The organism is Deinococcus ficus, from assembly GCF_003444775.1.
Lineage (GTDB): Bacteria > Deinococcota > Deinococci > Deinococcales > Deinococcaceae > Deinococcus > Deinococcus ficus.
This window is the reverse complement of the sequence record NZ_CP021081.1, coordinates 1,091,801-1,115,841: the sequence shown is the minus strand read 5'-3', so window position 1 is coordinate 1,115,841 and position 24,041 is coordinate 1,091,801. Positions and strand designations below refer to the sequence as shown.

Annotated in this window: 16 protein-coding genes; 7 read left to right on the top strand and 9 right to left on the bottom strand. The window is 73.1% G+C overall.

Annotated elements, in window-relative coordinates; all coding sequences use genetic code 11:
* Nucleotides 1–11: 11 nt before the first annotated feature.
* Both rapZ and metG read right to left on the bottom strand, forming a co-directional pair.
* The gene (rapZ, locus tag DFI_RS05505; RefSeq protein WP_081425785.1) at nucleotides 12–977 is read right to left on the bottom strand and encodes an RNase adapter RapZ; all 966 of its coding nucleotides are present in this window, start codon (nucleotides 975–977) and stop codon (nucleotides 12–14) included.
* A gap of 118 nt (nucleotides 978–1,095) precedes the next feature.
* Nucleotides 1,096–3,096 carry a methionine--tRNA ligase gene (metG, locus tag DFI_RS05500; RefSeq protein ID WP_027462441.1) on the bottom strand — a complete coding sequence of 667 codons (2,001 nt, stop codon included), beginning with the start codon at nucleotides 3,094–3,096 and terminating at the stop codon, nucleotides 1,096–1,098.
* 266 nt (nucleotides 3,097–3,362) lie between these two features.
* Between metG and DFI_RS05495 the strand changes: the two genes are divergently transcribed.
* Nucleotides 3,363–4,097: an alpha/beta hydrolase family protein gene (locus DFI_RS05495; protein WP_244940329.1), complete on the top strand. Its 735-nt coding sequence runs from the start codon at nucleotides 3,363–3,365 to the stop codon at nucleotides 4,095–4,097.
* Here DFI_RS05495 and DFI_RS05490 read toward each other — a convergent pair.
* A complete protein-coding gene (locus DFI_RS05490; protein ID WP_043777577.1) occupies nucleotides 4,060–4,698 on the bottom strand; it encodes a GNAT family N-acetyltransferase in 639 nt (212 codons plus the stop codon). The two genes, DFI_RS05495 and DFI_RS05490, sit on opposite strands and share 38 nt — an antisense overlap.
* A 230-nt stretch (nucleotides 4,699–4,928) precedes the next feature.
* Between DFI_RS05490 and rplM the strand changes: the two genes are divergently transcribed.
* Both rplM and rpsI read left to right on the top strand, forming a co-directional pair.
* A complete protein-coding gene (gene rplM, locus DFI_RS05485) occupies nucleotides 4,929–5,354 on the top strand; it encodes a 50S ribosomal protein L13 (RefSeq protein ID WP_022799687.1) in 426 nt (141 codons plus the stop codon).
* Nucleotides 5,354–5,755, top strand: a complete 402-nt coding sequence (gene rpsI, locus DFI_RS05480) for a 30S ribosomal protein S9 (RefSeq protein WP_022799688.1) — start codon at nucleotides 5,354–5,356, stop codon at nucleotides 5,753–5,755. The genes rplM and rpsI overlap by 1 nt, the downstream gene beginning before the upstream one ends.
* Before the next feature lie 70 nt (nucleotides 5,756–5,825).
* Here the strand turns inward: rpsI and DFI_RS05475 are convergent, their stop codons facing one another.
* The gene (locus DFI_RS05475) at nucleotides 5,826–7,229 is read right to left on the bottom strand and encodes a hypothetical protein (RefSeq protein ID WP_027462440.1); all 1,404 of its coding nucleotides are present in this window, start codon (nucleotides 7,227–7,229) and stop codon (nucleotides 5,826–5,828) included.
* A gap of 73 nt (nucleotides 7,230–7,302) precedes the next feature.
* Here DFI_RS05475 and DFI_RS05470 point away from each other — a divergent pair, with 73 nt between their 5' ends.
* On the top strand, nucleotides 7,303–7,920 hold the full coding sequence (locus DFI_RS05470) for an antibiotic biosynthesis monooxygenase (RefSeq protein WP_244940328.1): 618 nt from the start codon (nucleotides 7,303–7,305) through the stop codon (nucleotides 7,918–7,920).
* 58 nt (nucleotides 7,921–7,978) lie between these two features.
* Here the strand turns inward: DFI_RS05470 and DFI_RS05465 are convergent, their stop codons facing one another.
* From DFI_RS05465 to DFI_RS05455, 3 genes are read right to left on the bottom strand one after another with little or no spacing between them, the layout of a single operon-like run.
* Nucleotides 7,979–8,425, bottom strand: a complete 447-nt coding sequence (locus DFI_RS05465; protein WP_027462438.1) for an NfeD family protein — start codon at nucleotides 8,423–8,425, stop codon at nucleotides 7,979–7,981.
* A 4-nt stretch (nucleotides 8,426–8,429) separates the two neighbouring features.
* Nucleotides 8,430–9,365, bottom strand: coding sequence for an SPFH domain-containing protein (locus tag DFI_RS05460; RefSeq protein ID WP_022799692.1), 936 nt, complete (start codon nucleotides 9,363–9,365; stop codon nucleotides 8,430–8,432).
* Between the two features lie 58 nt (nucleotides 9,366–9,423).
* Nucleotides 9,424–9,978: a histidine phosphatase family protein gene (locus DFI_RS05455; protein ID WP_027462437.1), complete on the bottom strand. Its 555-nt coding sequence runs from the start codon at nucleotides 9,976–9,978 to the stop codon at nucleotides 9,424–9,426.
* A gap of 67 nt (nucleotides 9,979–10,045) precedes the next feature.
* On the opposite strand from DFI_RS05455, the gene DFI_RS05450 reads away from it, so the two are divergent.
* The gene (locus tag DFI_RS05450; protein WP_043777572.1) at nucleotides 10,046–11,491 is read left to right on the top strand and encodes an ATP-binding cassette domain-containing protein; all 1,446 of its coding nucleotides are present in this window, start codon (nucleotides 10,046–10,048) and stop codon (nucleotides 11,489–11,491) included.
* A gap of 15 nt (nucleotides 11,492–11,506) precedes the next feature.
* Here DFI_RS05450 and DFI_RS05445 read toward each other — a convergent pair whose 3' ends face one another.
* Nucleotides 11,507–11,770 (bottom strand): acylphosphatase, encoded by a 264-nt coding sequence (locus DFI_RS05445; RefSeq protein ID WP_027462435.1) that lies wholly within the window; start codon nucleotides 11,768–11,770, stop codon nucleotides 11,507–11,509.
* Between the two features lie 155 nt (nucleotides 11,771–11,925).
* On the opposite strand from DFI_RS05445, the gene DFI_RS05440 reads away from it, so the two are divergent.
* On the top strand, nucleotides 11,926–21,804 hold the full coding sequence (locus DFI_RS05440; protein ID WP_081425784.1) for a translocation/assembly module TamB domain-containing protein: 9,879 nt from the start codon (nucleotides 11,926–11,928) through the stop codon (nucleotides 21,802–21,804).
* A gap of 276 nt (nucleotides 21,805–22,080) precedes the next feature.
* On the top strand, nucleotides 22,081–23,733 hold the full coding sequence (locus DFI_RS05435; protein WP_027462433.1) for a GAF domain-containing sensor histidine kinase: 1,653 nt from the start codon (nucleotides 22,081–22,083) through the stop codon (nucleotides 23,731–23,733).
* A gap of 48 nt (nucleotides 23,734–23,781) precedes the next feature.
* Here DFI_RS05435 and DFI_RS05430 read toward each other — a convergent pair whose 3' ends face one another.
* On the bottom strand, nucleotides 23,782–23,994 hold the full coding sequence (locus DFI_RS05430; RefSeq protein ID WP_027462432.1) for a hypothetical protein: 213 nt from the start codon (nucleotides 23,992–23,994) through the stop codon (nucleotides 23,782–23,784).
* Nucleotides 23,995–24,041: the final 47 nt, after the last annotated feature.

The window sequence follows — 24,041 nt, the reverse complement described above, 5'->3', positions numbered from 1 at the left end:
GCGCAGTTCCCTCACCCGCGGTCACCGACTTTCGGGCCTTTGGCGCCTGCCTGGGCTTTCTGCGCGGCGGCCTTGCGGGCGTCCAGGTGCGTCGGCTCGGAGGCGGGTGCCTCGGCGGGCCGGGGCAGGTCGGCGCTGGCGCGGGGGACCAGGGGCATGTCGCGGTGCTCGGTGACGTCCACGTTCAGGTCACGCAGGTCCCCGGCGAGGCGGGTGGCGACGGCCACGCTGCGGTGCTGCCCGCCGGTGCAGCCGACGGCGACGGTGTACCCGTGGCGGCCGCTGGCGCGGGCCCGTTCGGCGGAGAGACGCACGAAGTCCCGCAGGCCGGCGTAGAAGTCCTCGCCTGCCTGATCCTGGAAGACGTAGCGGGCCACGTCCTGTTCCAGGCCGGTGCGGTCGCGCAGGTCCGGCTCGTAGTGCGGGTTGGGCAGGGAGCGCACGTCCAGCACGAGGTCCACGTCGCGGGGTGGGGCGTGCTTGAACCCGAAGGACAGCAGGCGCAGGTGGAAGTCGTGTTCCAGGCGGAAGAGGCGCAGGACGCGGTCGCCGAGTTCCTTGGCGCTGAGGCTGGTGGTGTCGATCACGGTGTCGGCCATGGCGCGCAGCGGGGCGAGCAGGTCGCGTTCCCGCGCGAAGTCCACCATCAGCGTGTCGCCCAGGGGGTGTTCCCGGCGGGTGAGGTTGTAACGCTTGAGGAGCACGTCGTCGGTGGCCTCCAGGAACAGCACGCGCAGATCCTCGCGGCGGCGGGCCAGGCGGGCGTAGCTGTCACTGAGCGCGCCCAGGAATTCCCGGGTGCGGGCGTCGGTGCTGACGGCCACGCGGGTCAGGCCGCGGGCCTGGGCGAGGTCGTGCAGGGTGCCCCACAGTTCGGGCGGCAGGTTGTCCGTGATGAAGAACCCGGCGTCCTCCAGCGCGCGGAGCACGGTGCTCTTCCCACTTCCTGACAGTCCTGACACGACCACGAACGGCATGCGGGCAGTGTAGTCCACCCCCAGCGCGGCGGGGCACGGAAAACCTCATGAAATGCACGGAATCCCGGCATGACGAAGGGGAGCCTGCGCGGGCTCCCCTGGCGGTTCGTGCGGGCGGTCAGCGGACTTTGGTGCCGCTGGGCAGGTCCAGCCCGGTGCCCACCAGGTCCAGGTTGCCGTGCTCGTCCTCGGCGGCCAGGATCATGCCCTGGGACTGGATGCCGCGCAGTTTGGCGGGTTTCAGGTTGGCGACCAGCACCACCTTGCGCCCGACGAGCTGCTCGGGTTCGAACCACTTGCGGATGCCGCTGACGACCGTACGGGTCTCCTCACCGAGTTTCACGGTGAGTTTCAGGAGCTTGTCGGCCTTCTCCACGGCCTCGCAGGCCACGACCTCGGCGATGCGCAGATCGATGCGGGCGAAGTCGTCGATGCTGATCAGGTCGTCCTGGGGCTGGGCGTCCGGGGCGGGGGCGGCAGGCGGGGCGGCGGGGGTGGGGGCGTCGTTCACTTTGACCTTCTCTTTCTTCGGCTGGGGCGGGGCGGGGCTGACGGGGTCCGGCGCGGCCTTGGGCTCGGGTTTCGGGAAGAGGATCGCGCCGCCCTGGACCTGCGTGCCGGCAGGCGTGAGGCCCCAGGCGCCGGTGAGGGTGTAGGTGGCGCCGCCCAGGCCGAGCTGCGCGCGCAGTTCGCGGGCCTTGCCGGGAATCACGGCTTCCAGCGCGACGCTGGCGACGCGCAGGCCCTCGGCGGCGGTGTACAGCACGGTGTCCAGGCGCGCCTGCGTCTCGTCACTCTTGGCGAGGTTCCAGGGGGCGCTCTCGGCGATGTAGCGGTTGAGGTCCCGCACGAAGTTCATGGCGGCCTCGATGGCCATGTTGACCTTCAGGTCGTCCACGAGTTTCAGCACCTGGGCCGGCAGGGCCACGGCGGCCGCCTCAACCTCGCGGTCGCGGTCGGTCTTCTCGCCGGCGGCAGGAATGGCGCCGCCGCGGTACTTCTGGATCATGCTGACGGTGCGGGACAGCAGGTTGCCGAGGTCGTTGGCGAGGTCGCTGTTCAGGCGGCTGACCAGGATGCCCTCGCCGAAGGGGCTGTCGGCGCTGAGGGTGGCCTCGCGCAGCATGGCGTAGCGGATCGCGTCGATGGGGTACTCGCCGACGAGTTTCTCGGGGTCGATGGCGTTGCCGAGCGATTTGCCCATCTTGCGGCCGTCCTCGGCGAGGATGTGGCTGTGCACGACCAGCCGGCGGTACATGGGCAGCCCGGCGGCGCGCAGCATGGTCGGCCAGAACACCGCGTGGGGTTTGAGGATGTCCTTGCCGATCACGTGCCAGTTCTTGCCGCTGACGTCCTCGGGCTGCTCGCCGCGGCTGACGAGCGGCGTGAGGTAGCTGAGCAGCGCGTCGAACCACACGTACGTGACGTGGTCCGGGTCCCAGGGCAGTTCGATGCCCCACGGCACGCGGTTTTTGGGGCGGCTGATGCTGAGGGGGCCGATGTCCTCCTTCAGCATTTCCAGCACCTCGTTGCGGTACCCGGCCGGCTGGATCAGCTCTGGGTTGGCCTTGAGGGTGTCGAGCAGCCAGCCCTGGTACTTGTCCATGCGGAAGAAGTAGTTCGCTTCGCGGCGCAGTTCCGGGGGGTCCTTGTCGCCGGGGAAGCGGCGGATGCCGTCCGGGCCTTCCACGAGTTCCTTTTCGGTGACGTACCGCTCGGCCCCCACCGAGTACAGGCCCTCGTACTCGGCGAAGTAGATGTCGCCGGCGTCGTACACGCGTTGGAGGATGTCCTGCACGAAGCGCTTGTGGCGGCCGTCGGTGGTGCGGATGAAGTCGGTGTACCCGATGTCCAGGCGGTCCCAGAGGCTCTTGAAGGCGCGGATGCTCAGGTCGTCCACGAGCGCCTGGGGGGTCAGGCCGGACTTGGCGGCGGCCTTGCTGATCTTCTCGCCGTGCTCGTCGGTGCCCATCACGAAGGTCACCTGGCGCCCCGCGAGGCGCTGGTAGCGGGCGATGGCGTCCGCGAGGATCTTCTCGTACACGTGCCCGATGTGCGGCGCACCGTTCGCGTAGTCGATGGCGGTGGTCAGGTAAAAGTCTTTGCTCTGGTCTGGCATCTGTCGTTCTCCTCTGTCCGGCCGGCCCTAATGGGAGGCGGGCGGAACTGCAACCTGTACAGCATACGCGGCGCGTGCGGCGTCCCTGAGCGGCGCGTGCAAATGAGTGCGGGGCGGACCCATCGTCAGGTCCGCCCCGTGCTCCCCGCGGTGTCAGGGACGCCGGGGCATTCGCATCATCATTCCGGTGAGGGAAGTGAAGGTCATGCCGGCAGTGTACCGGAAACCCCCGGCGGGCGGGGGCCGGACTGGGCACAATGGAGGGCGTGACCATTCCTGGCCTGGAGCTGCCTGACCTTCCGGACGCGGCGCGCGTGAGCGTGGACGCCGGCGACGTGATGCTGGGCGGGTACACCTGGTGGCAGCCTGGAATCGCGCCCGCCGTCTTACTGATGCACGGCTGGGGGCAGGACGCCTCATCTATGGCCACGCCCGCGCGGCTGCTGCATGCCCGCGGCTGGCACGCGGTGAGTCTGTCCTCCCGCGGGTGGCTGGGGTCGGGCGGGTGCGACGACTACGGCCGCAGCGGCCCTCGGGACACGGCCCGGGCCCTGGACTGGCTGGCCGGGCAGCCGGGCGTGACGCACACGGTCCTGCTGGGGTTCAGCATGGGCGGCATGCTGGCGCTGCTCACGACCTCCACGCAGGACACCAGAGCGTCCGCGGTGGTCACGGTGAGCCCGCCGACAGACTTCCGGCGGGTGTACGCGGCCACCACCCTGGGCGCCCTGCGGCGGTACTACGACGCGGTGTTCACGCCCGAGCAGTGGCACGAGGGCTCCCCCCTGACGCACGCGGGAACGCAGCGGCTGCCGGCCCTGCTGGTGGTGGGCGAGCGCGACACCTTCTGCCCGCCGGTCGAGGGGCGCAGCTACGCCCAGGCGGCGGGTGGGGGACTGCTCAGCCTGCCGGACATGGCCCACCAGCCCACCGGGAAGGAGTGGGCCGTGATCGTGGGGCACGTCACGCGGAGGTTCCGGGCTCCCCCGCCCCGCCGGTGAAGCGCAGGCCCATCGTGGCGCCCCAGTCGCCCCGGCTGAGGTCCGTGAAGCCCAGGCGGCGGTAGAAGGCCTGCGCCCGCTCGTTGCGCGCCCCGACGCCCAGGTGTACGCCGGACACGCCGGCCTGCCGCAGCGCACCGAACAGCGCGTCCATCATCCGCCGGCCGTTCCCGCCGCCCTGCGCGCGCGGCAGCAGGTCGATGTGCAGGTGCGCGGGGTACTCGGCCATCAGGTTGTCCGGGGTGCGGTGGGGGTGGTGAATCAGGTGCATCATCCGCTGGTCCCGGGAGCGCTCGGCCGGGGGGATCCCGGCCGGGTCCGGGTAGCGGTCCCGCAGGGCCGGCCACCACTCCCGTTCCAGGGTGGCCTCGAACGCCTGCGAGTCCGGCACGCCGATCACGTACCCGGCGGCGCCCGCCTCGTCCTGCAGCACGAATGCAAAGTCCGGTGCGTGCAGCAGATACGGCGCGGCGTAGACGTGGCCCAGCAGCTGCGGGTCGGCGTACAGGCCAGTGGCGTCCAGGCCGCTGTCGCCGGTTTCCAGGCAGATGCGGTAGAAGTCGCCCAGGTCAGCGGGCGTGGCGGGGCGGATGGTGAACATGCCCCAGCGTACGCCCGCACGCCCCGCCACACGCGGTCTGGCACGGGGCGAGGCGCTTGCCTGTGGTGGGGGTCATCTGGTACCCTTCAGTTTAGTGCCTCGTGCTTGGTAGGGCCGAGGCGACCGGGAGGCCCCCGGACACGCACGCAAGTTCTCCCCCGAACCGCGGGGCGTGTCGCAGCCAAAATCCCCCTTTTCGGCAAGCAATTGCCGAACCCCGGAGTTCAACGGTGAAAACCTACATCCCCAAAAATGACGAGCAGAACTGGATCGTCGTGGACGCCGCCGGCGTGCCCCTCGGCCGCCTGGCCACGCTGATCGCCAGCCGCATCCGTGGCAAGCACCGCCCCGACTTCACCCCGAACATGATTCAGGGTGACTTCGTGGTCGTCCTGAACGCCGCCCAGGTCGCCCTGACCGGCAACAAGCTGGACGGCAAGGTCTACACCCGTTACACCGGCTACCAGGGCGGCCTGAAGAAGGAAACCGCCCGTCAGGCCATCGCCAAGCACCCCGAGCGCGTCATCGAGCACGCCGTGTTCGGCATGCTGCCCAAGGGCCGCCAGGGCCGCGCCATGCACGGCCGCCTGAAGGTGTACGCCGGCGAAACGCACCCCCACGCTGCTCAGAAGCCCCAGAAGGTCGAGGTCCGATAATGGCGATCCAGCAACCCGAACAGTTCTACGGCACGGGCCGCCGCAAGGCCGCCGTGGCCCGCGTGTTCCTCCGCCCTGGCGAAGGCAAGATCATCGTGAACGGCAAGGAATTCCAGACCTACTTCCGTGGTCTGCTGCGCGCCGTGCACGCCCTGCAGGGCTTCCGTGAAACCGGCACCGCCGGCCGTTACGACGCCCTGATCACCGTGACCGGCGGTGGCCCCACCGGCCAGGCCGACGCCATCAAGCTGGGCATCGCCCGCGCCCTGCTGAAGGTCAACCCCGACTTCCGCGCGCAGCTCAAGCCCAAGGGCCTGCTGACCCGCGACCCCCGCGAAGTGGAGCGCAAGAAGTACGGCCTCAAGAAGGCCCGCCGCGCCCCCCAGTTCAGCAAGCGCTGAACCCCGGCCGGATCAGAAACCCCCGCCTGCAGGCGGGGGTTTTTGTGTCCTGTGCCGGCCCGCGTCGCCCCTACTTCACGCGAACAAAGGCGCTGTACCCGCCGTACCCGGTGTCCTGCAGCCACAGGATGCGCTGCCCGCCCCGCCCGGCCTCGAAGTAGGCGTTGTACAGCCGGGGCCGGCGCTCGATGTCGCTGAAGTTGACCTGCCAGTTGCCTTTCATGCTGAACTGACCGCTGCTGCGGGCACTCTGGACATTCTGCGCGCCGATCACGCCGCTCGCCATGACCAGATTCCAGGTGTACGCGCTGCCCGGCCCGAACGTAAAGGTGACGTTGCTGGAAAACCCGGTGGCGCCCGCGCTGAGGCCCGTGAAGGAGTTCACCCACTGGGTGATGCCGCCGGCACTGCTGCTCCACTCGCCTTTCAGGTCAGCGGCGCTCACGGCGAAGCGGTTCAGGCCACGCAGGTTGCGCAGGCGGTTCAGGCGCTCCCGGTCCGCGCCATACATCCCGGCCGGCGTGAGGCCGAACTCCCGCTCGAAGGTGGCCTGATCGGGCGTGACGACCTCGATCCAGCCACTCTCCGCCTGACTGAACAGCGCCACGTACACGCGCTGCCCGGTCTCCACGCTGGTGGCGGTCCCGGCAGCCAGATGCGGCCGCTCGAAGTTCAGGGTGTCGAAGCCCTGCCCGAAGCCCTGGAGGTCGCGGTAGCGGGGCGCGACCAGCGTGTTCCAGGCCCGGGTGAGCAGCTTGTCCGAGTCGGGCTCGTAGCCCAGCGCGGGGTGCGGGTAGTGCAGGCGCACGGTCACGGCGCCCTTGCGGGACAGCACCCAGTCCTTCTGCTCCACCGACACCCAGCCGTCGTCGAAGGTCGTGGTGTTGAACGCGAAGGTCGACTTGACCGGCTGAACGTTGGCCGTGGTGGCCGCAGGAGTCGGGGGAGCAGCGGGCGCCGGGGTGGCCGCGGCCGGGCGCCCGAGCTTGACCCCGGCGAGGAAGCGGTCGAAGTCGTTCAGGCACCCCTCGTCGTTGGTGAGCATCAGAATGCTGGCCGCCTGCTGCCCCCCACTGTGGCTGTACGTGGAGAGCACCACCAGACTGGTGCCGCCCTCGTAGGTGAAGGGCGCGCCGCCCAGCCGGTTCTGCCAGCCGTTCTGGGCTGGGCCGGTGTCCAGTTCGGGCGCGCCTTCGGGGCTCAGCGGCTTGACCACCAGGTTCGCCCACTCCGCCTGGAAGTCCGCGTCCAGCCGGCCGGTGCCCCGGGCCGAGCGGTACAGGTCGAACAGGCAGTACAGGCCGTCCCGGGAGCGGCTGAAGCGCAGCACGCCGGTGCTGGGCGCCGCGCGGGTCCAGCCGGCAGGCGCGGTGAAGGTGAACACGTCGAAGGTCTCGGTTTTCGGGGTCTGGGCGAGGGCGGAGGTGGAAACGGCGCTGAAGCTGAGCAGGACAGTCAGGGCGCGCAGGGACATGCGCCCATGGTACGGCGCGCCGCGCGGCGGGGACACCGCGGCCCGGTCCGCTGCGCTACCTTGACGCACGATCATGCTGACCCGCCCGTCCAGCCCTGAGTCCACTCCGCCGTCCGCCCCGATGACCGTGCCCTCCCCCACCCCCGGCAGCCCGGAGGGCGTGACCCTGGTGATCACCGAGCGGGTGCACCCCGAGCAGGTGGACGCGTACGAGGCCTGGGCGCGCGGCGTCCACGACCTGCTGGACGCCCACCCGGGCTTTCAGGGCCTGCACGTGCTGCGGGACCGCACGGCGCCGCTGCCGGAGTACATCACGCTGCTGCGGTTCGAGTCTCAGGCGGCCCTGGACGCCTGGCGGCACTCCGAACGGTACCAGCTGGCGCTGCGGGAGCTGCCGCGCTTCACGGCCACCGAGGTCCACTACCGCGAGGCGGCGGGGCTGGAGGCGTGGTTCGACCGGCCGCCCGGCGTGCGGCCGCCCAGCTTCTGGAAGAACGTGGTGGTGGGCTTCATCGGGGTGTACCCTCTGATCCTGCTGTTCAGCAGGCTGGCGGCGCCGTTCACGGTGGGGTGGCCTTGGTGGGCGGCGATCATTCCCAGTGCGTTCCTGGCGACGGTGTTCCTGAACTGGCCGGTGCTGCCGCTGCTGTCCCGCTGGCTGCGCGGCTGGCTGTATCCCCGGCAGGGCTGAAGGGCAGGACCAGGGCCGAAGGCGTGCAGTCTGCCTTCGGCCCTGCCCGTTCCGGGGGTTACTGCACGATCAGGGTGGTTCCGTCCGCGCCGACGACCGTCACGGTGCTTCCGGCCGGCATGTCGGGCCCGGTGGCGCGCCAGTCGCTGTCGCCCACCCGGACGCGGCCCACGCCGTTGTGAATGGCGGTGGTCACGACCACGTGGCGGCCCACGAAGCGCTCCCCGCCGCGGTTCAGGTCCTCGCCCTCGGTGCCGCCCAGCGCCAGGCGGCTCACGTAGCGCCGGCCGATCAGCACGCTCGCCACGCTCAGCGCCGCGAACAGCAGCAGCTGCACCGGCACGGCCAGCGGCAGCACGAACACGGTCAGGCCCATCACGAAGGCCGCCAGGGCCAGCCACACGAAGAAGATGCCGGGCGCGAGCACTTCCAGGATCAGCAGGCCCGCGCCGAGCACCCACCAGTGCCAGGATTGCAGGCGGTCCAGGCTGGAAAGCCAGTCCATGCGTTCAGCCCCGGTTCCGGAAGCTGTCGCGCGTGCCGAAGGCTTCCTTGGCGACTTCCGCGATGCCCTGCAGGCTGCCCAGGACGCTGGTCGCCTCGATGGGCAGGATCAGGGTCTTCTGGTTGGGAGCGGTGGCGACGTCCTTCAGGGCGTCCACGTAGCGCTGCGCGATGAAGTAGTTGATGGCCTGCACGTTCCCGGCGGCGATGGCCTCGCTGACCATGCGGGTCGCCTCGGCCTCCGCCTGCGCCTGACGTTCACGGGCCTCGGCCTGCAGGAACGCCGCCTGCCGCTGCCCCTCGGCATTGAGGATCTCGGCCTGTTTCTCGCCCTCGGCCTTCAGGATGGCGGCCTGCCGGAAGCCTTCGGCGTCCAGGATGTTGGCGCGTTTCTCGCGTTCGGCCTTCATCTGGCGGGCCATGCTGGCGACCAGGTCGGCGGGCGGGCGGATGTCCTTGACCTCGATGCGGGTGACCTTAACGCCCCACGGCTCCGTGGCCTCGTCCACGACCATCAGCAGCCGGGCGTTGATCTGGTCGCGGTTTGAGAGCAGTTCGTCCAGGTCCATGCTGCCCATCACGGTGCGGATGTTGGTCATGGTGAGGTTCAGGGTGGCCTGCTGCAGGTTCCCGACCTGGTAGCTGGCCTTGGCGGCGTCCAGCACCTGGTAGAACACGACGCCGTCCACGGTGACGAGGGCGTTGTCCTTGGTGATGACTTCCTGGCTGGGAACGTCCAGGACCTGTTCCATCATGTTCACCTTGCGGCCGATGCGGTCCACGTAGGGAATGATCAGGTTCAGGCCGGGTTTCAGGGTGCGCTGGAACTTGCCGAAGCGTTCCTGCGTCCACTGGTACCCCTGCGGGACGCTCTTCACGCCGGCGAACAGGGTGATGACGACCAGCAGCAGGAGCACGAGGGCGACGGTGGTGAGTGGCATAGGTGAAGCCTCCTTGGGAGTCGTTACGCGGCCGTGTGGGCTTTGGTTCCGCGGCCGGTCAGGGCCGCAGGGTCAGCTCGGGCCAGTCCAGCGTGACCGCGCCGAGCAGCGGCAAGTCCGTCCAGAACCGCGCGACGTCCACCTGCGGGTTGTGGTGGGCGACGAGCAGGCTGATGACCGTTCCGTGCGCCACCACCGCCACCGTGTCGTGCGGGTTGGCGCGCATCACGGCGGTCACGGCGTTCGTGAACCGGGCCCGGGCGTCGCGGGCGCTCTCCTCGCCGGACACCACCTCGTCCGGGTGGGCGAAGAAGCGGTGCAGGTCCGCCTGGAAGTCGCGGACGTCCGCGTGAAAGGGCGCGGTGTACCGCAGCTGCTCGTGCAGGCCCAGCATGGCCCGGAAGGGGACGTGCAGGTGCGCGGCCAGCCCCTCGCCGGTGGCGCGGGCCTTGGGTTCCTCGCTGGACACGACCACGCCCGGGCGGGGCGTCAGGTGCGCGGCCAGGGCCGGCAGGGCGTCCAGCGCGCCGGGCGCGAGCGTCCACTCGTGCGCGGGCACGCCCGGCTGGATCTGGGGCTGGCCGTGCTTGATCAGGTGCAGGGTGCGGGCCATGCGGTCAGGAAAGCACGGCCGGACAGGCCCGGGAAGCCCGGATGCGGCCCGCTCTACACTCGGCGGGATGACGGGTTCAGACACGGCGGTCCCTGGCGTAAGGCCGCTGGTGGCCCTGAGGAGCGTGCAGGTCGTGGCGGGCGGGCGGACGCTGCTGTCGGACGTGACGCTGAGCGTGGGACCGGGCGAGGCGCTGCGGCTGGCCGGGCCGAACGGCGGCGGGAAGACCACGCTGCTGCGCCTGCTGGCGGGCGAGGTGGCCCCCGTGCGCGGGGAGCGGGTGTATGGCCTGGAGGGCGGGCAGCAGCGCTCGGCGGTGCGGGCCCGGCGGCAGCTGAGCGTGGTCGGGCCGGACGCCGAGGGGTTCTACCTGACGCGCGAGTGGGCGCAGACCGTTCAGGACGTGCTGCTCGCCGGAGCGCACGGTGAGGTGCTGAACCTGTGGACGCCGGACGGCGCCGTGCTGGCCCGGGTGGCCGAGGTGGCGGCCCTGGTGGGCCTGGAGGCGCTGCTGGACCGGGACGTGCGCACGCTCAGCCACGGGCAGCGGCGGCGGGCCATGCTGGGCCGCGCGCTGATGGCCGCCCCGGAACTCCTGCTGCTGGACGAGTTCACGGACGGCCTGAGCGAGCGGGCCCGCGCGGACCTGGGCGAGCTGATCGCCGCGCTGCACGCCCGGGGCACGGCGGTGGTGCTCGCCACGCACCGCCCGGAGGAGGCGCCGCCCCTGCCGTGGCGCACGCGGTGGGTGGACGGCGCGCAGGTCACGCACGGGCCGGCCCTCTCCCCCGTGCCCAGCCCTGCCCTGGCGCCCCTTCCGGTCCCCCGCCGGGACGCGCGGCCCCTGGCCTTGCTGGACCGCGCCACCGTGTACCGCAACGGGCACCGCGCCCTGGGCCCCGTGACCTGGACCTGGGCGCCCGGGCAGCATTGGCTGGTCACCGGGGAGAACGGCAGCGGGAAGAGCACCCTGGCGCGGCTGATCGCCGGGGAGCTGCACCCGGCGCTGGGCGGCACCATGGCCCGCCCGTTCCTGGCCCGGGACCGGCTGGCCGAGCGGAGGCAGGCGGTGGGGCTGGTCTCGGCGGAAACGGGCATCCGGCAGCGGCGGGACTGGACGGGACGGGACGTGATCGGCAGCGCGTTTGCCGGCACCGAGGGCTTCGCACCTCCACTGACAGCTATCCAGGCCGCGCAGGTGGACGCGCTGGCCGGGGCGCTGCACGTGACGGACCTGCTGGACCGAAGCGCGGAGACGCTCTCGCAGGGGCAATTGCGGCGGCTGCTGCTGGCCCGCGCGGTCGTGCACCGGCCCACCCTGCTGCTGCTGGACGAGGGCCTGGATTTTCTGGATGCAGCCACCCGGGCGCGGTTCCTCGGGCTGCTGCCAGAGCTCACGGCGGGCGGCACGCATCTGCTGGTGGTCGCCCACCGCGCCGAGGACGCGCCGCCGGGCCTGACGCACCACCTGGGGCTGGAGGCCGGGCAGATCGCGTTCTGCCGGCCGCTCTGAGCCCTGCCCGCGCGGTCAGTACACGTGGAAGTCGTTCAGGCCGGTGTGTTCGCTGTACTGGGTTTCCACGCGGGTCACGCGGGCGTGCGGGGGGCCGCGGTGCAGCCAGTGCAGCAGGCGTTCCAGGTCCTGCTCGTGGCCCTCGGCGACGACCTCCACGCGGCCGTCGCTGAGGTTCTCGGCGTAGCCTTGCAGCTTCAGGTCGCGGGCGTAGCGTTGCACGTAACGGCGGTACCCGACGCCCTGGACGGTGCCGGTGATCAGGGCGGTGAGGCGCATGCGCGACATCCTACCCGAGCCGGCACGTCTGATCAGTGGTTTCTGACGGCCGGGTGAGGGTCCCTGGGGGCCCGCCTCATGCAGCTCAGCCTAGAATGGCGGGCAATGCCCCACCGCGCCCCCGTCAGCCCCCTGCTGCCCGTCCGGGCCCAGCGATGAACGAGGACACGCCCCGGCCCGGCGGCCCCAGCCCGACCCCGGACCAGCCCGGGTCGCCGCCCCTGCCCCCGGCGCGGCGCCGTCGGGCGTGGCCGTGGGTGCTGGGCGTCCTGGCGGCCCTGGCCCTGGTGGTCGCGTTCGCGCCGGCGCTGTTCGGCGGGCTGCTGCTCGCGCGCCTGGGCGAGCAGGCGGGCGTGACCGCCGGGCGGGTCACCGGCCCGCTGTGGTCGCCGTCCCTGACGGACGCGGCCCTGACCCAGCCGGGCCTGAGCGTGCAGGCCGGCCGGGCGGGCGTGCAGGTGGCGGCCATCGACCCCCTGAAGCGCGTGGTGCGGCTGAACGTGGCGGTCCGCGACGGCCAGGTGAACCTGAAGCTCAAGGAGCTGTTCGACGGGCTGGGCGGGGGCGGCGGGGCCGGCGGGGGCGGCGGCTGGCAGGTGCTGCTCAACCGCGTGGACGTGCGCGACACGCGCCTCACCGTGGACGGCAAGGGCGTGAACGTCCCGGACGGGCAGTTCGGCGTGAGCACCGCCGCGGACGGCACCATCCGGGTGCGCGGACGGACGGAGGAAGGCGACCTGAACGCCGACGTGCGCGTGCGCGACACGGCCGCCGGCCCGCAGGAGTACGTGGTGCGGCTGGACGCCGACGCCCGCGTCATCAACCACTACTGGCCGGCCGTGACCGCCGGCCGGCTGACCGGGCAGTACGTGTTCGGGAACGGGCCGGTGAAGGGTGAGATCAACCTGCGCGGCGGGGCGCTGCGCGTGCCGGACGCCGGGTTCGTCACGGTGACCGACATCACCGGGCACGCCACGCACGAGGGGGACGACATCGGCCTCACGCTGGAGGGGCGCGGCTGGGACGGCCCCATCACCGCCAGGGGCGGCGTGAGCCTGCGCGGCGGACAGGAGAACTGGACGCTCACCGCGGACGCCCGCCCCACCCTGCACGGCCTGGGCCGCGCGCTCGGCACCGACGGACAGGGCGACATCGACCTGCGGGTCACGGCGAACGGCTGGAGCACCGTGCGCGTCAAGGCCTACGTGAAGGCCCCGGAAGGCACCTTCGCGGGCGTGGACATGCGGGACGTGCAGGCCGAGTACACGTTCCTGAACCGCGACGGGCAGAGCACCCCGCAGACGAACGACGTGGCCTTCAGCGGCACCACCCTGCTGGCCGGCACGCAGGAGGTGCAGGGCCGCTGGGCGTTCGGCCGGGAGGGCCGCCTGACCTGGACAGGCGAGTTCGCCGGGCAGCCGCTGGACACCCGCGGGGACATTGACGCGCAGAACGTTGTGGCCGTGAGCGGCCGCGCGCTGGGGGGGCCGCTCAGCGGCACCTTCGCCCTGAACGGCGCGCGGATCGACGCGGTGCTGAATCCCGAGTACGGCGACGTGCGCGGCCGGATCGCGGTGCGCGGCACACCCCAGGACCTGCGCGGCACCCTGACCGGCGGGCAGGCCGGCCCCTTCCCGCTGTCCGGGCAGGCGACCTTCGGGCCCGCCGGCCTGAGCGCCGACCTGGGCACCGTGAAACTGGACCTGGATCCCAAACTGCGCGGCACCTGGCAGGTCGAGGGGCTGGCCGGCGCGGGCCTCACCCTGAACGGGGCGGGGCGCCTGAACGTGGGCACCGGGGACCTGAACGGCTGGGTGGCGGCACAGGTGCCGGGCGTGGAGGACACGCTGCGCGGCCCGCTGACCATGAACTTCCTGCAGAGCCGCGCGACCTTCACGGCCGGGCGGCAGGTGATCAACTGGCGCGGGAACCGTTTCGGGCTGCTGGCCCGCGACCTGCGCGTCGCCGGCGGCCTCACCGTGAACGGGAACGCGCTGTACACCACGGCCGGGCTGGTGGGCGGGCGCCTGACCGCCACCGGGAACGGCCTCCGCCTGACGGGCGTGGGCCAGGGCCGCACCGTGAACCTGCGCGGCAGCGTGAACGGCGTGAACGTGACCGCCGACGCGGAAACGAAAGCCCCCTTCCGCACCCAGGCCCGGCTGGACGGCACCGGCATCCAGGCCACCCTGAGCGTGCAGGACGGCATCCGCTTCACGCTGAACACGGCCGGAGCGCGCGCGCAGGGCGTGATCGACGGGCAGAACTGGACGGCGCAGGGCCGGGTCAACCTGGCCGCGCTGCGGCCCCTGGTAAACGTGGACGACCTGACCGGCACGCTGGACCTGAACCTGCGCGGGCTGGGCGGCAGCGCCCGCGTGAACGCCGCGGCGCAGGGGGCCCGCGTGCAGGGCGTGCTGACCCGCGCGGGCGGCGTGGCGACCGCCGACCTGACCGCCGCCGCGCAGGGCGCGGTGGCCCGCCTGAGTGGGCGGGTGTACCCGGAGGTGCGCGTGACCGGCACCGTTGAGGCGCAGGGACAGAGATTGAATGCCGCGCTGACCGGGCCGTACTCGGCGCTGACCGCCCGCGTGACCGGCCGCACCACCGCCCTCACGCTGGGCGGCGTGAGCTTGCCCGCGCAGGCCGTGAACCTGACGGGGACCCTCACGCCGGCCATGACCGCGCGGGGCCGCTGGGGCGACCTGAACGTGACCTACAGCGCCCGCACCGGACTGGTGGGCGTGCAGGGCACGCAGGCGCTCGGCGTCGCCGGGGTCAGCGCCCGCGTGACCGGGCAGGCCACCTGGGGACCCGGCTTCCAGGGGCAGGTGAACGCCAGCGGCGTCACCACGGACGGCGAATACCGCCTGAGCCTGCGCGGCCCCTGGTCCGGGCTGAACGTGCAGGCCCGCAGCCGCCAGGGCCTGAGGGCGACCGGACGGCTGGCCCTGCCGGACCTGACCTACCGCCTGAACGTGCGTGGCCCCCTGCCGGACGGCCTCTCGGTGCAGGGGCAGATCGCCGGGACCGGCCTGGACCCGCGCGGCACCCTCACTGTGTTCGACGCCGGGGGCGGCTCGGCCCGCGTGGCGCTGCGCGGCCTGGAGAACTTCGACGTCACCGCCGGCCGCCTGAGCCTGGGCGGGCAGACCGTGACCGGCACCCTGACCGCCCGCGCGGGCCGCCTGAGCGGCGACCTGACTGCCGGGCCGCTGCGGATCGTGGCGCGGGACGGGCGGTTCACCGCCTCCGGCACCTTCGCGGACCACCGCGTGCAGGCCGCCGGGCGGCTGACGCTGCCGAGCACCGTGTCGAACCTGACGCTGAATCTGGACGGCCCGTACCTGAGCGGGTCGGCGCGCGGCGACCTGACCAGCCTGCGCGGCGCGGTGCGCTTCAAGGGCACCACACTGGGCGCCGCCCCGGCCGTGGTGCGCGTGCCCGGGCAGGTCTTCCCTCTGACCGCGTCGGTCACGCCGCTGCGCGTGAGCGTGGGCGGACTGACCTGGGCGGGCGGCACGTGGTCCGGCGCGCAGTCGGCGGCGTACGCGCTGAACGGCACGCCGGGCCGGGTGCGGCTGACCGGATCGGGCGCGGTGCTGGCCGCCGAACCGACCGGGCCGCTGGCCGGCCGGGTCACGCTGCTGCCCACGCTGGGCGGCTCGCTGAGCACCAGTCTCGCGCCGGTCGTGACCGGCCTGCCGGCCGAGCTGCGCCGGGAACTCGTGCCCGGGCGGCTGGTGGCCCGCGTCGCGGGGACCGGCGCGGCCCTGAGCCTGAGCGGCACGCGGTACCTGGGCGACCCCCTGGGCCTGAACGCCCGCCTGAGCTGGGGCCAGGGCCTGCGGGTGAGCGGCGCGCTGACCCACCCGGGCACGCGGGTGCCGGTGGTGTTAGACGGCCGGAATCTGAGCGTGCAGGGCGCGGTCCTGAGCGGGCGGGCGCTGCGGCCCTGGCTGCCGGGCGCGCAGGGCACCTTGGCCCTGACCCTGAACGTGCCGGACCTGAACTTCGACCGGGCGCAGGGACAGGCGGACGTGAACCTGAGCGCGCAGGGGCAGACGGCCCGCGGGCAGGTCAGCCTGCGCGGCGGCCAGCTGAGCGCGAACCTGAGCAGCACCCTGGCCGGCCGGCGCGTGCAGGCGCGCGGGCCGCTGTACCCGCGTGCGGACGCCGTGCTTACCATGGATGGCGTGCAGGGCACCCTGACCGGGGACGCGCGGCGCGAACTGCGGCTGGTCGCGGCCGGCACCTTCGAGCGCCAGCCCCTCACCCTGCGGGTCACGGCGGCGGGCCTCACCAATGGTCGCGGCCTCGTCACGGCCACCGGCACGGTCCTGGGCGCGAACCTGGACGTGCGGGCCGCGCAGGGCCGGGGCGCCGGGCTGGCGGCCTGGGCCGTGGACGGCCAGCTGAGCGTGCCGGACCTGCGGCCCCTGGCCGGCACGGACGGGCGGCTGGCCGCCACGCTGGGCGGCACCCTGGCGGACCTGCGGGCCTCCGTGAGCGGGCAGGCGGCCGGCGTGGGCTTCGCCGGTCCGGTCCGGTACGCCGGCGGCAGCCTGAGCGTGTCTGGCGTGCGGGCCAGCCGGGACGGCGTGCAGGCGGTGGCGACCGGCACGGTCTTCCCCACCCTGAACCTGCAGGCGCGCGCGCAGCTGGACCTGGGCCTGCCCGGCACGTACACGGCGCAGGTGGGCGGCAGTTTCTCGCGCCCCCGGGTGGACGTGCAGGGTGTGATGCGCAATGCCCCGCAGGGCCTGCAGGCCGGGGGATCGCGGGTCGCGGCGCGGCTGTCCGGGAAGGACTGGCGGGCCACCTTCACGGGCGCACCCCTGAGCGGCACGGTGCGCGGGCAGCTGGGCGCGAACGCCCTGGGCGGCCTGCTGGACGCGGCACTGACGGTGAATGCACCCTTCCTGGCCGAGGGCGCCGCCGTGCGCCTGAGCGGGACGACCGGCTGGAACGCGAAGGCGGGGTGGAAGGGCAGCCTGCGGGCCGTGGGCGACCTGGGCGGTGAGGCGCTGGACGCCTTCCTGGACGGGCGCGGCGCTCTGGACGTGACCGCGCGCCTGGGTACTGGGACGCGCGAGGCGAACCTGCGGGCGCAGCTGCCCGCCAGTCTCCCCTTCCGGCCCGGCGGGACGGTGGCGCTCTCCGCTTTCGACGTGGGCGCCCTGTGGGGCCGCGCGGGGCAGCTGGCGGTGTCCGGGCAGGGCACGCTGGGCGGCCGGACCTGGGCGGCCCTGGAGGCGCGCTTCGCGGGCCGGGTGGCCGACACGGCCGGCGAGCTGAGCGGCGACCTGGGGCTGAACTACCGCGCCGGAAACGTGGACGTGCGCCTCGCGGGGCCGCGTGTGCAGGGCGGCGGAACGCTCCAGGACGGCGTGTACCGCGCGTCGCTGCGGGCGGAGGCCTTCAACGCGGCGCGCCTCCTCCCGGCCGGGCTGGACCTGCGCCGCCTGAGCTTCGCGGGCAGTGCCGAGGTGCGCGGCACCCTGGCACGCGGTCCGGAACTCGTGACCTTGAGGGGCGTGGCCGTGCAGGGCGAGCACGCGCAGGCGGGGCCCTTCACGCTGTTCGGCAGCGGGGAGTACCGGGAGGGCGCGGCGGGCCAGCCGGGCGTGCTGTCGGCGGCGCTGGCCGGCAGCCTGCGCGGCGGGGCGCTGCGCCTGGACGGCAGCCTGCCGTCGGGCGTGCGCCTGACCGTGCGGGACGTGCCCCTGGTCTACCCGGGCGCCGCGTCGCTGGGCGAGGGGCAGCTGACCACCGACCTGACGCTGCGCGGGACCGTACAGGACCCGGCGGTGGAGGGCACCCTGACTGCCCGGACCCGTGACCTGGACGCGCGGGCGACCGTGGCCGGCCGCCTGCGGAACCCGGACCTGACCGCCCGCATCACGCTGCTGGGAGATACGTCAGGCACGCTGTACGCGCAGGCGTCCGGGCTGGACCTGGCGCGCGGCACGGCGCAGGTGCGGGTGTACGGCGCGGCCGCGCAGGGTGAGGCGCGCGTCAACCTGGACCTGAACGGGACGTGGCCGGCGCTGCGCGGCACCCTGACCGCGCGCCTGAACGGCCTGGACGACCCGGTCACCCTGACCGGCGACGGCCAGGGCGGCTTCGACCTGACCGCTGGCCGGCTGGGCGGGGGCCGGGTGGCGCTGGCGCGCGGTAGTGGGTTCGTGCCGCTGGTGAGCGGCTCTCTGGCCCTGACGCCGCTGCCCCTGGTGGACGGCACCGGCGACCTGCGACTGAACGTGGCCCTGAGCGGCCCGGTGACGGACGTGCAGCTGGCCGGAACGCTCGCCGCGCCCCGCGTGACCGCGTTCGGCGTGACGCTGGAGAACCTGACCGGCACGCTGGCGGGCCCGCTCTCGCGCCTGACCGGCACGGTGCGGCAGGGCGGGCGGACGGTGGCGACACTGGCCGACTCGACATTGACGCTGACGGACCTGCGGGCCCAGGCGGCGGGCAGCACGGTCAGCCTGTCCGGCCCGGTGACGCTGGCGGGCGAGGCGGACCTGACGGCCTCGGCCACCGGCACCTTCGGCGGCACCGTGAAGGCCGCGTACCGCGCCGGTCAGCTCAGCCTGGACGGCGCGGTCACCGGCCCGCAGGACCTCCGCGCGGCCCTGAACGTGAAGGCGTCCCAGACGGCCGGGTGGAGCGGAAAGGTGCGCCTGACCGGCGGCCCGGCCGGCGTGCTCACTGATCCGGCCGACCTGAGCGTGGGCGGCCCGTTCGCGCACCCGCGGCTGGACGGCCCGGCCGGCGTGCTGGGCGCGGGCGTGCGGGTGCTGGCGACCACGGACGGGGTGCAGCTGCGCTTCGTGGACGGCCGGGGCGCCGCGGCGTCCGGGGTGCTGAGCCTGCGCCCGGACGAGAACGGCGAGTGGGTGTGGGGCGGCGCGGCCAGCCTGACCCGCCCGGAACTGAGCCTGAGCGTCACGCCGACCGGCCCGGTCGCGGACCCGCAGGTGCTGCTCAGCGTGCGGCGCGGGGAGTGGCAGGTGAGCGGCAGCGGCAGCCTGCGCCGCGCGGACCTGAGCGTCTCGGACGGCGAGCGGGAAGGCACGCTGGTGTGGACCGGCGAACGCATCGCGGCGAACCTGCCGGGCCTGAACCTGGCGCGGCTGGGCCTGGAGGGCGTGAGCGGCGTCGTCACAGCGACCGGGGAGGTCACGACCGGCACGCAGGACGGCGTGGTGAACGTGAACGTGCGCGGCCTGAGCACACCGGCGGAACTGCCGTACCTGGGCGTGGACCTGCGCGGGGACGTGCAGGCCCGCGTGACCCTGGACGGCGGGCGGCCCTCCGTGACCGGGGTGGCCCAGCTGCCGGCCGGTACGCTGAACCTCTCCGCGCGGCAGACGCCGCAGGGCCCGTGGGTGGGGCAGGCCAGCGGCACGCTGCGGCGCACCGAGCCCGCGCAGGGCGCGGCCGCCGGGCGCAGCGGCACGCTGGCGGTGAACGTGACGGCCAGCAGCACCGGCCTGAGCGGCACGGTGAACGCGAGCACCTACCCGCTGGACATCGCCGGGCAGCGCCTCTCGGTGAACGGCGCGGTGCAGCTGCAGGGACAGACCTTCGACCTGGACGTGGTGGCGCGCAGCACCCTCACGGCTGACGCGGCCGGGCAGGCCCGCATCCGCGGCAGCGGCGGGCTGGCCGACCTGATCCCGGCGTTGCAGGGCGTGCTGGCGGTCCGGCCCACCGACGCCGGCTACAGCCTGAACGCCGTGCTGGACGAGCTGAACATCGCGGACCTGAAACTCGCGCCGGCGCTGAGCGGCCGGGTGAACGGGGAATTCAACCTGCGGGAGGGGGGCGGCACCTTCCGCCTGGAGTCCGCGGCCCTGCGGGTCGGCGCGAAAACGCTGAGCGCGCGGCTGGAGGGCACGCAGGTGTCCGGCGACTGGCGCATCCGCGGGCTGCTGGGCGAGTCGGAGTTCACGGCCGGCCTGTCCGGCGGCGAGGTGTACGGCCAGGGGAACCTGTACGCCCTGCCGCTGGGCGCGGTGGTGGGCGCCCTGACGGGCAGCACCCCCGGGGAGGGCGTGGTGACGGGCGTGGCCCGCTTCCGCTTCCCGCTGGCGGACCCGCTGGCCGGCACGCTGGTCGTGGTGGCCGAGCGCATCCGCGTGAGCGCCACGAGCGGCGAGGGCGAGGCGCGCGTCACGGAGACGCTGCTGGGTTCCGGCACGCTGGACTTCGCGGCGCGGGAACTGCGGCGCGTGAACATTCAGCTGTCCGGGGCGGGCACCTGGGACGTGCGCGGCCAGTACACCCGCGAGAGTGTGGAACTGTCCGCGAAGTTCACCGGGACGACCTTCACGCCGGTGCTGCAGCTGGTGCCGGCGCTGGCGGGCCTGGACCCGTCCCTGAAGGGCACCCTGACCCTGAGCGCGGCGGGCACGTACGACCGGCCGCGCGGACAGGTGAACGTGGAGAACCTGTCGGGCACCCTGGCCGGCCTGAGTCTGCAGGTGCCGGCCTTCGCCGGGTTGCTGCCGGACAGCGGGGCCTTCAGTGGCGCGGGCCGCGTGAAGACGGGCGGCACGGTCGGCGCGGACGGCGAGGTGAAGGTCGCCGGGCAGCTCACGCTGGGCAAACTCGGCGGCACCCGCGTGACCTTCGGCGGCCTGCTGGCCCCGCAGGCGCTGGGCGCGCTGCCGGACACCACGCTGGCGCTCTCACAGGGCGAGAACGACACCTGGCGGCTGGACGCGCAGAGCCGCAGCACGAACCCCGTGACCGGCGCGGGCAGCCTCACCCTGACCGGGGTGCTGGCGCCCCGCTGGGACCTGACGTTGCAGGCGAGGAACTACAACCTGCCGATCAGCCTGATCTACGCCCGCGAGAGCGCCCTGAACGCCGACCTGCGCGCGGTGGACGACGGCACGCAGGTGCGGGTGACCGGCGCGCTGGACTTCATCCGCCTCACGCTGGGCCGCGTGAACGCCGTGAACGTGATTCCCGCGCCGGGCCGCACGACCAGCACCGACACCTCGCAGGGCGCGGTGGACTACGCCAGTCCGCTGCCGGAGGAGCTCACCACCTTCCCCCGCCCGCGTGACCCGAATGCCGGGGAGGAGCGGCCGGCCCTGCCGCTGCTCGAACGCCTAGTGTTCGACGACGTCGCCATCCGCGCGCCGAACGGCATCCGCGTGGACGAGAACCTCGCGCGGGCGGAATTCAGCGGGAACCTGGTGCTGTCCGGCACCGGCGCCCGGCCGCTCCTGACCGGGCAGATCACCGCGCAACGCGGTACCCTGACGCTGCGCGAGAACGACTTCACGATCACTTCCGGGGCGGTGCAGTTCGACGGCACGGGCCTGTTCCCCACCTTCGACCTGACCGCGACCGGGCAGGTCACGGCGGTCACGACCGGGCAGCGGGTGCCGGTCACGCTGAACGTGAAGGGGCAGTTCGTGGCCCGCAGTGACGGCGTGAACGCGCTGGACCTCACCACCACGCTGTCCTGCGCGGGCGGCAACGCCTGCCTGGACCCGGACACCCGCCTGGCGTACACCGAGGCGGAACTGTACGCGCTGGTCGCCACCGGCGTCCCGAACCTCACGGCGCTGCCCGGGAACCTCGCGGCGGTGGGCACGAGCGCCGTGCAGACAGCCCTGAACCTGTTCGTGCTGGGCGAACTGGAGCGCAACATCGCCCGGGCGTTCGGGCTGGACGTGTTCCGGTTCACGCCGAACATCGACGCGGTGACCGGGGAACTCGGCGCGACGTTCACGGTCGGGTCGTACCTGACGCGCTCGCTGTACCTGCAGTACCAGGTGGACCTGAAGGGCAACGGGCTGTTCGGAGCGACGTACACCACGCCGGACAACCGCTTCACGTTCAAGGTGAGCACGCCCCTGACCGGCCTGAACCTGGAGAGCATCAAGCCGAGCTTCAGTGCCGGCTGGAACTTCAGTGACCGGACGACCTTCACGGTGGCGTTGGAGAACGACGAGGACAAGGCCACCATCAAGTTCGGGGTGACGTTCCGCATCTACCCGCGGTACTGACGCTCAGCTGGGCCGGGGCCGGGGGCGTCCCCGGCCCTTCTCGTTTGGCGGGCCGGGTGGGGCAACCCGTATCCTGGCCGGGTGAACGTCCCCGACCCGACCGCGCCCGTGCCTGACGCCGCGGCGCCCGAACGGCCCACCCCGGACCTCCCGGAAGTCCTCACGCCGGTGCCCGCCCGCGCAGGCCGGAGCAGGCGGGCGGCGCGGGGGACGGCGGCAGCGCTGGACGTGCCGGCCGTGCCCGTGCCGGTCGAGGTGGGGCGGCTCTCGGACCGGGTGCGGGTGGTCCGCAATGTCCTGCCGGTCCTGATCCTGCTGGTGGTGGCGGTGGTGGAGGTCCTGATCCTCACCATTCCCAGTCCGTCCACGCAGGTGTGGGCGCACGTGCTGTTCTACGGGCTGCTGGGCCCGGCGGTGACGTTCTTCAGCCTGGAGTGGATCGCGGAGGGCACCCGCGCGCGCGAGTGGGCGGAACTGGAACTGCGGGAACTGTACGGGCAGCTGCGTGTGTCGCACGGGCGGCTGCAGGGCGTGCAGGAACTGATGCGGGAACTGACGGACGCGCCGGACATGGCGGCCGTGGTGGACGTCGCGGCGCGCGGCGCGGTCCGGGCGACCGGGGCGACGCACGCGACCGTGATGCTGCCGGGCGGCCTGAGCGGCACGGCGCGCGGGAACACGCTGCTCGCCACGCCCAGCGCCGCGCTGCACCCGCTGATCGTGGACGTGCCGGGCGGCGGGGCGATGAAACTGCATTTCGAGCTGCCGCCCACGAAGGAGACGCAGGCGCTGGCGCGCGCCCTGGCGGCCGAGGTGGCGACCGGGGTGGAGGCCGCCCGGCAGCGCACGCTGGACCTGATGACGCTGTACAGCGTGGACCAGAGCATCCGCGCGGAACGCAACATGCGCCGGCTGCTGTCGCGCATCACGCGCACCATGGCCGAGCGGACGGGTGCGGAGGCGCGGGCGGCCTTCCTGAGTGACCAGGACAGCGTGCTGCGCCTCGCGTACGCGCAGGACCAGCAGGGCGAGGCGCTGGGTGGGCGGGCGGTGCCGGCGTTCGCGGGCCGGGTGGCGCAGGCGGGCGGGCCGCTGGTGGCGACCGGGGCGGAGGCGATGGCGGTGTTCCCGGAGGCGAGGTCGGTGCTGGGCCTGCCGATGCGCGACGACGACGGGCTGGCGGGCGTGATCGTGCTGGGCGGCGCCGAACCGGACGCCTTCGACGACACGCACATTCCGCTGCTGGCGCTGATGGCCGGGCAGGCGACCCTGGCGGTGCGCAACGCCCGCGCGCACGTGTACTCGGAGGAACTGGCAATCAGTGACGAGCGGGCCCGCATCGCCCGGGAAATTCACGACGGGGTGGCGCAGTCCCTGGCGTTCGTGGCGATCAAGCTGGACATCGTGTCCCGGAAGATGGGGGACGCCCCGGACCTCGCCGAGGAGGTCCGCACGGCCAGCGGCCTGCTGCGCGAGCAGATCCGCGAGGTGCGGCGCAGCATCTTCGCGCTGCGGCCCATCGACCTGGAACGCTACGGGCTGCTGGAGACCATGCGGCGCTACGTGGCGGATTTCGGGGAGCAGAACGGCGTGCGCACGTCCCTGGACGTGACCGGGGACGTGAGCCTGCTGCCGAGTGACGAGGCGGTGCTGTTCCGGATCCTGCAGGAGAGCCTGAACAACGTTGCCAAGCACGCCCAGGCGTCCGAGGTGGCGGTGTCGCTGCGCGGCGCGGACCGGGTGTACCTGACGGTGGGGGACGACGGGCGGGGCTTCAACCCGGCCGAGGCGTCCGGGCGGGTGAGCACGGCCGGCGGGCTGGGTCTCACGCAGATGCGTGAGCGGGTGGAGGCCCGGGGCGGGCATTACCGGGTGGAGTCCATGCCGGGGCAGGGCACGACCGTGTTCGCGGACCTGCCCACCGCGTGAAGGCAAAAACCCGGGCCGGGAGACCCAGCCCGGCCTTGATTCCCTTCCTTACTCCTCGTCCACGTCGTCCAGCAGGCTCTCGTCGGTGTTCTTGAAGTTGCCCTGCTCGTCCAGCCGGCCCTGGCTGGCGTTGCCGGTGCCCTGGGCGCCGGGGCTGTCCTGCACCACGCCGGTGTCGCGTTCGGGAATGATGGTCTGGCTGTCGCGGCTGCGTTCGCCCTGCGGCTGGCCCAGCGTCTCGTCGCTCGTGTGTCCGGTCATGCCCGCAGTGTGCCGGGTGAAGGTGGCCGGGCCGTGTGCGGGCGTTC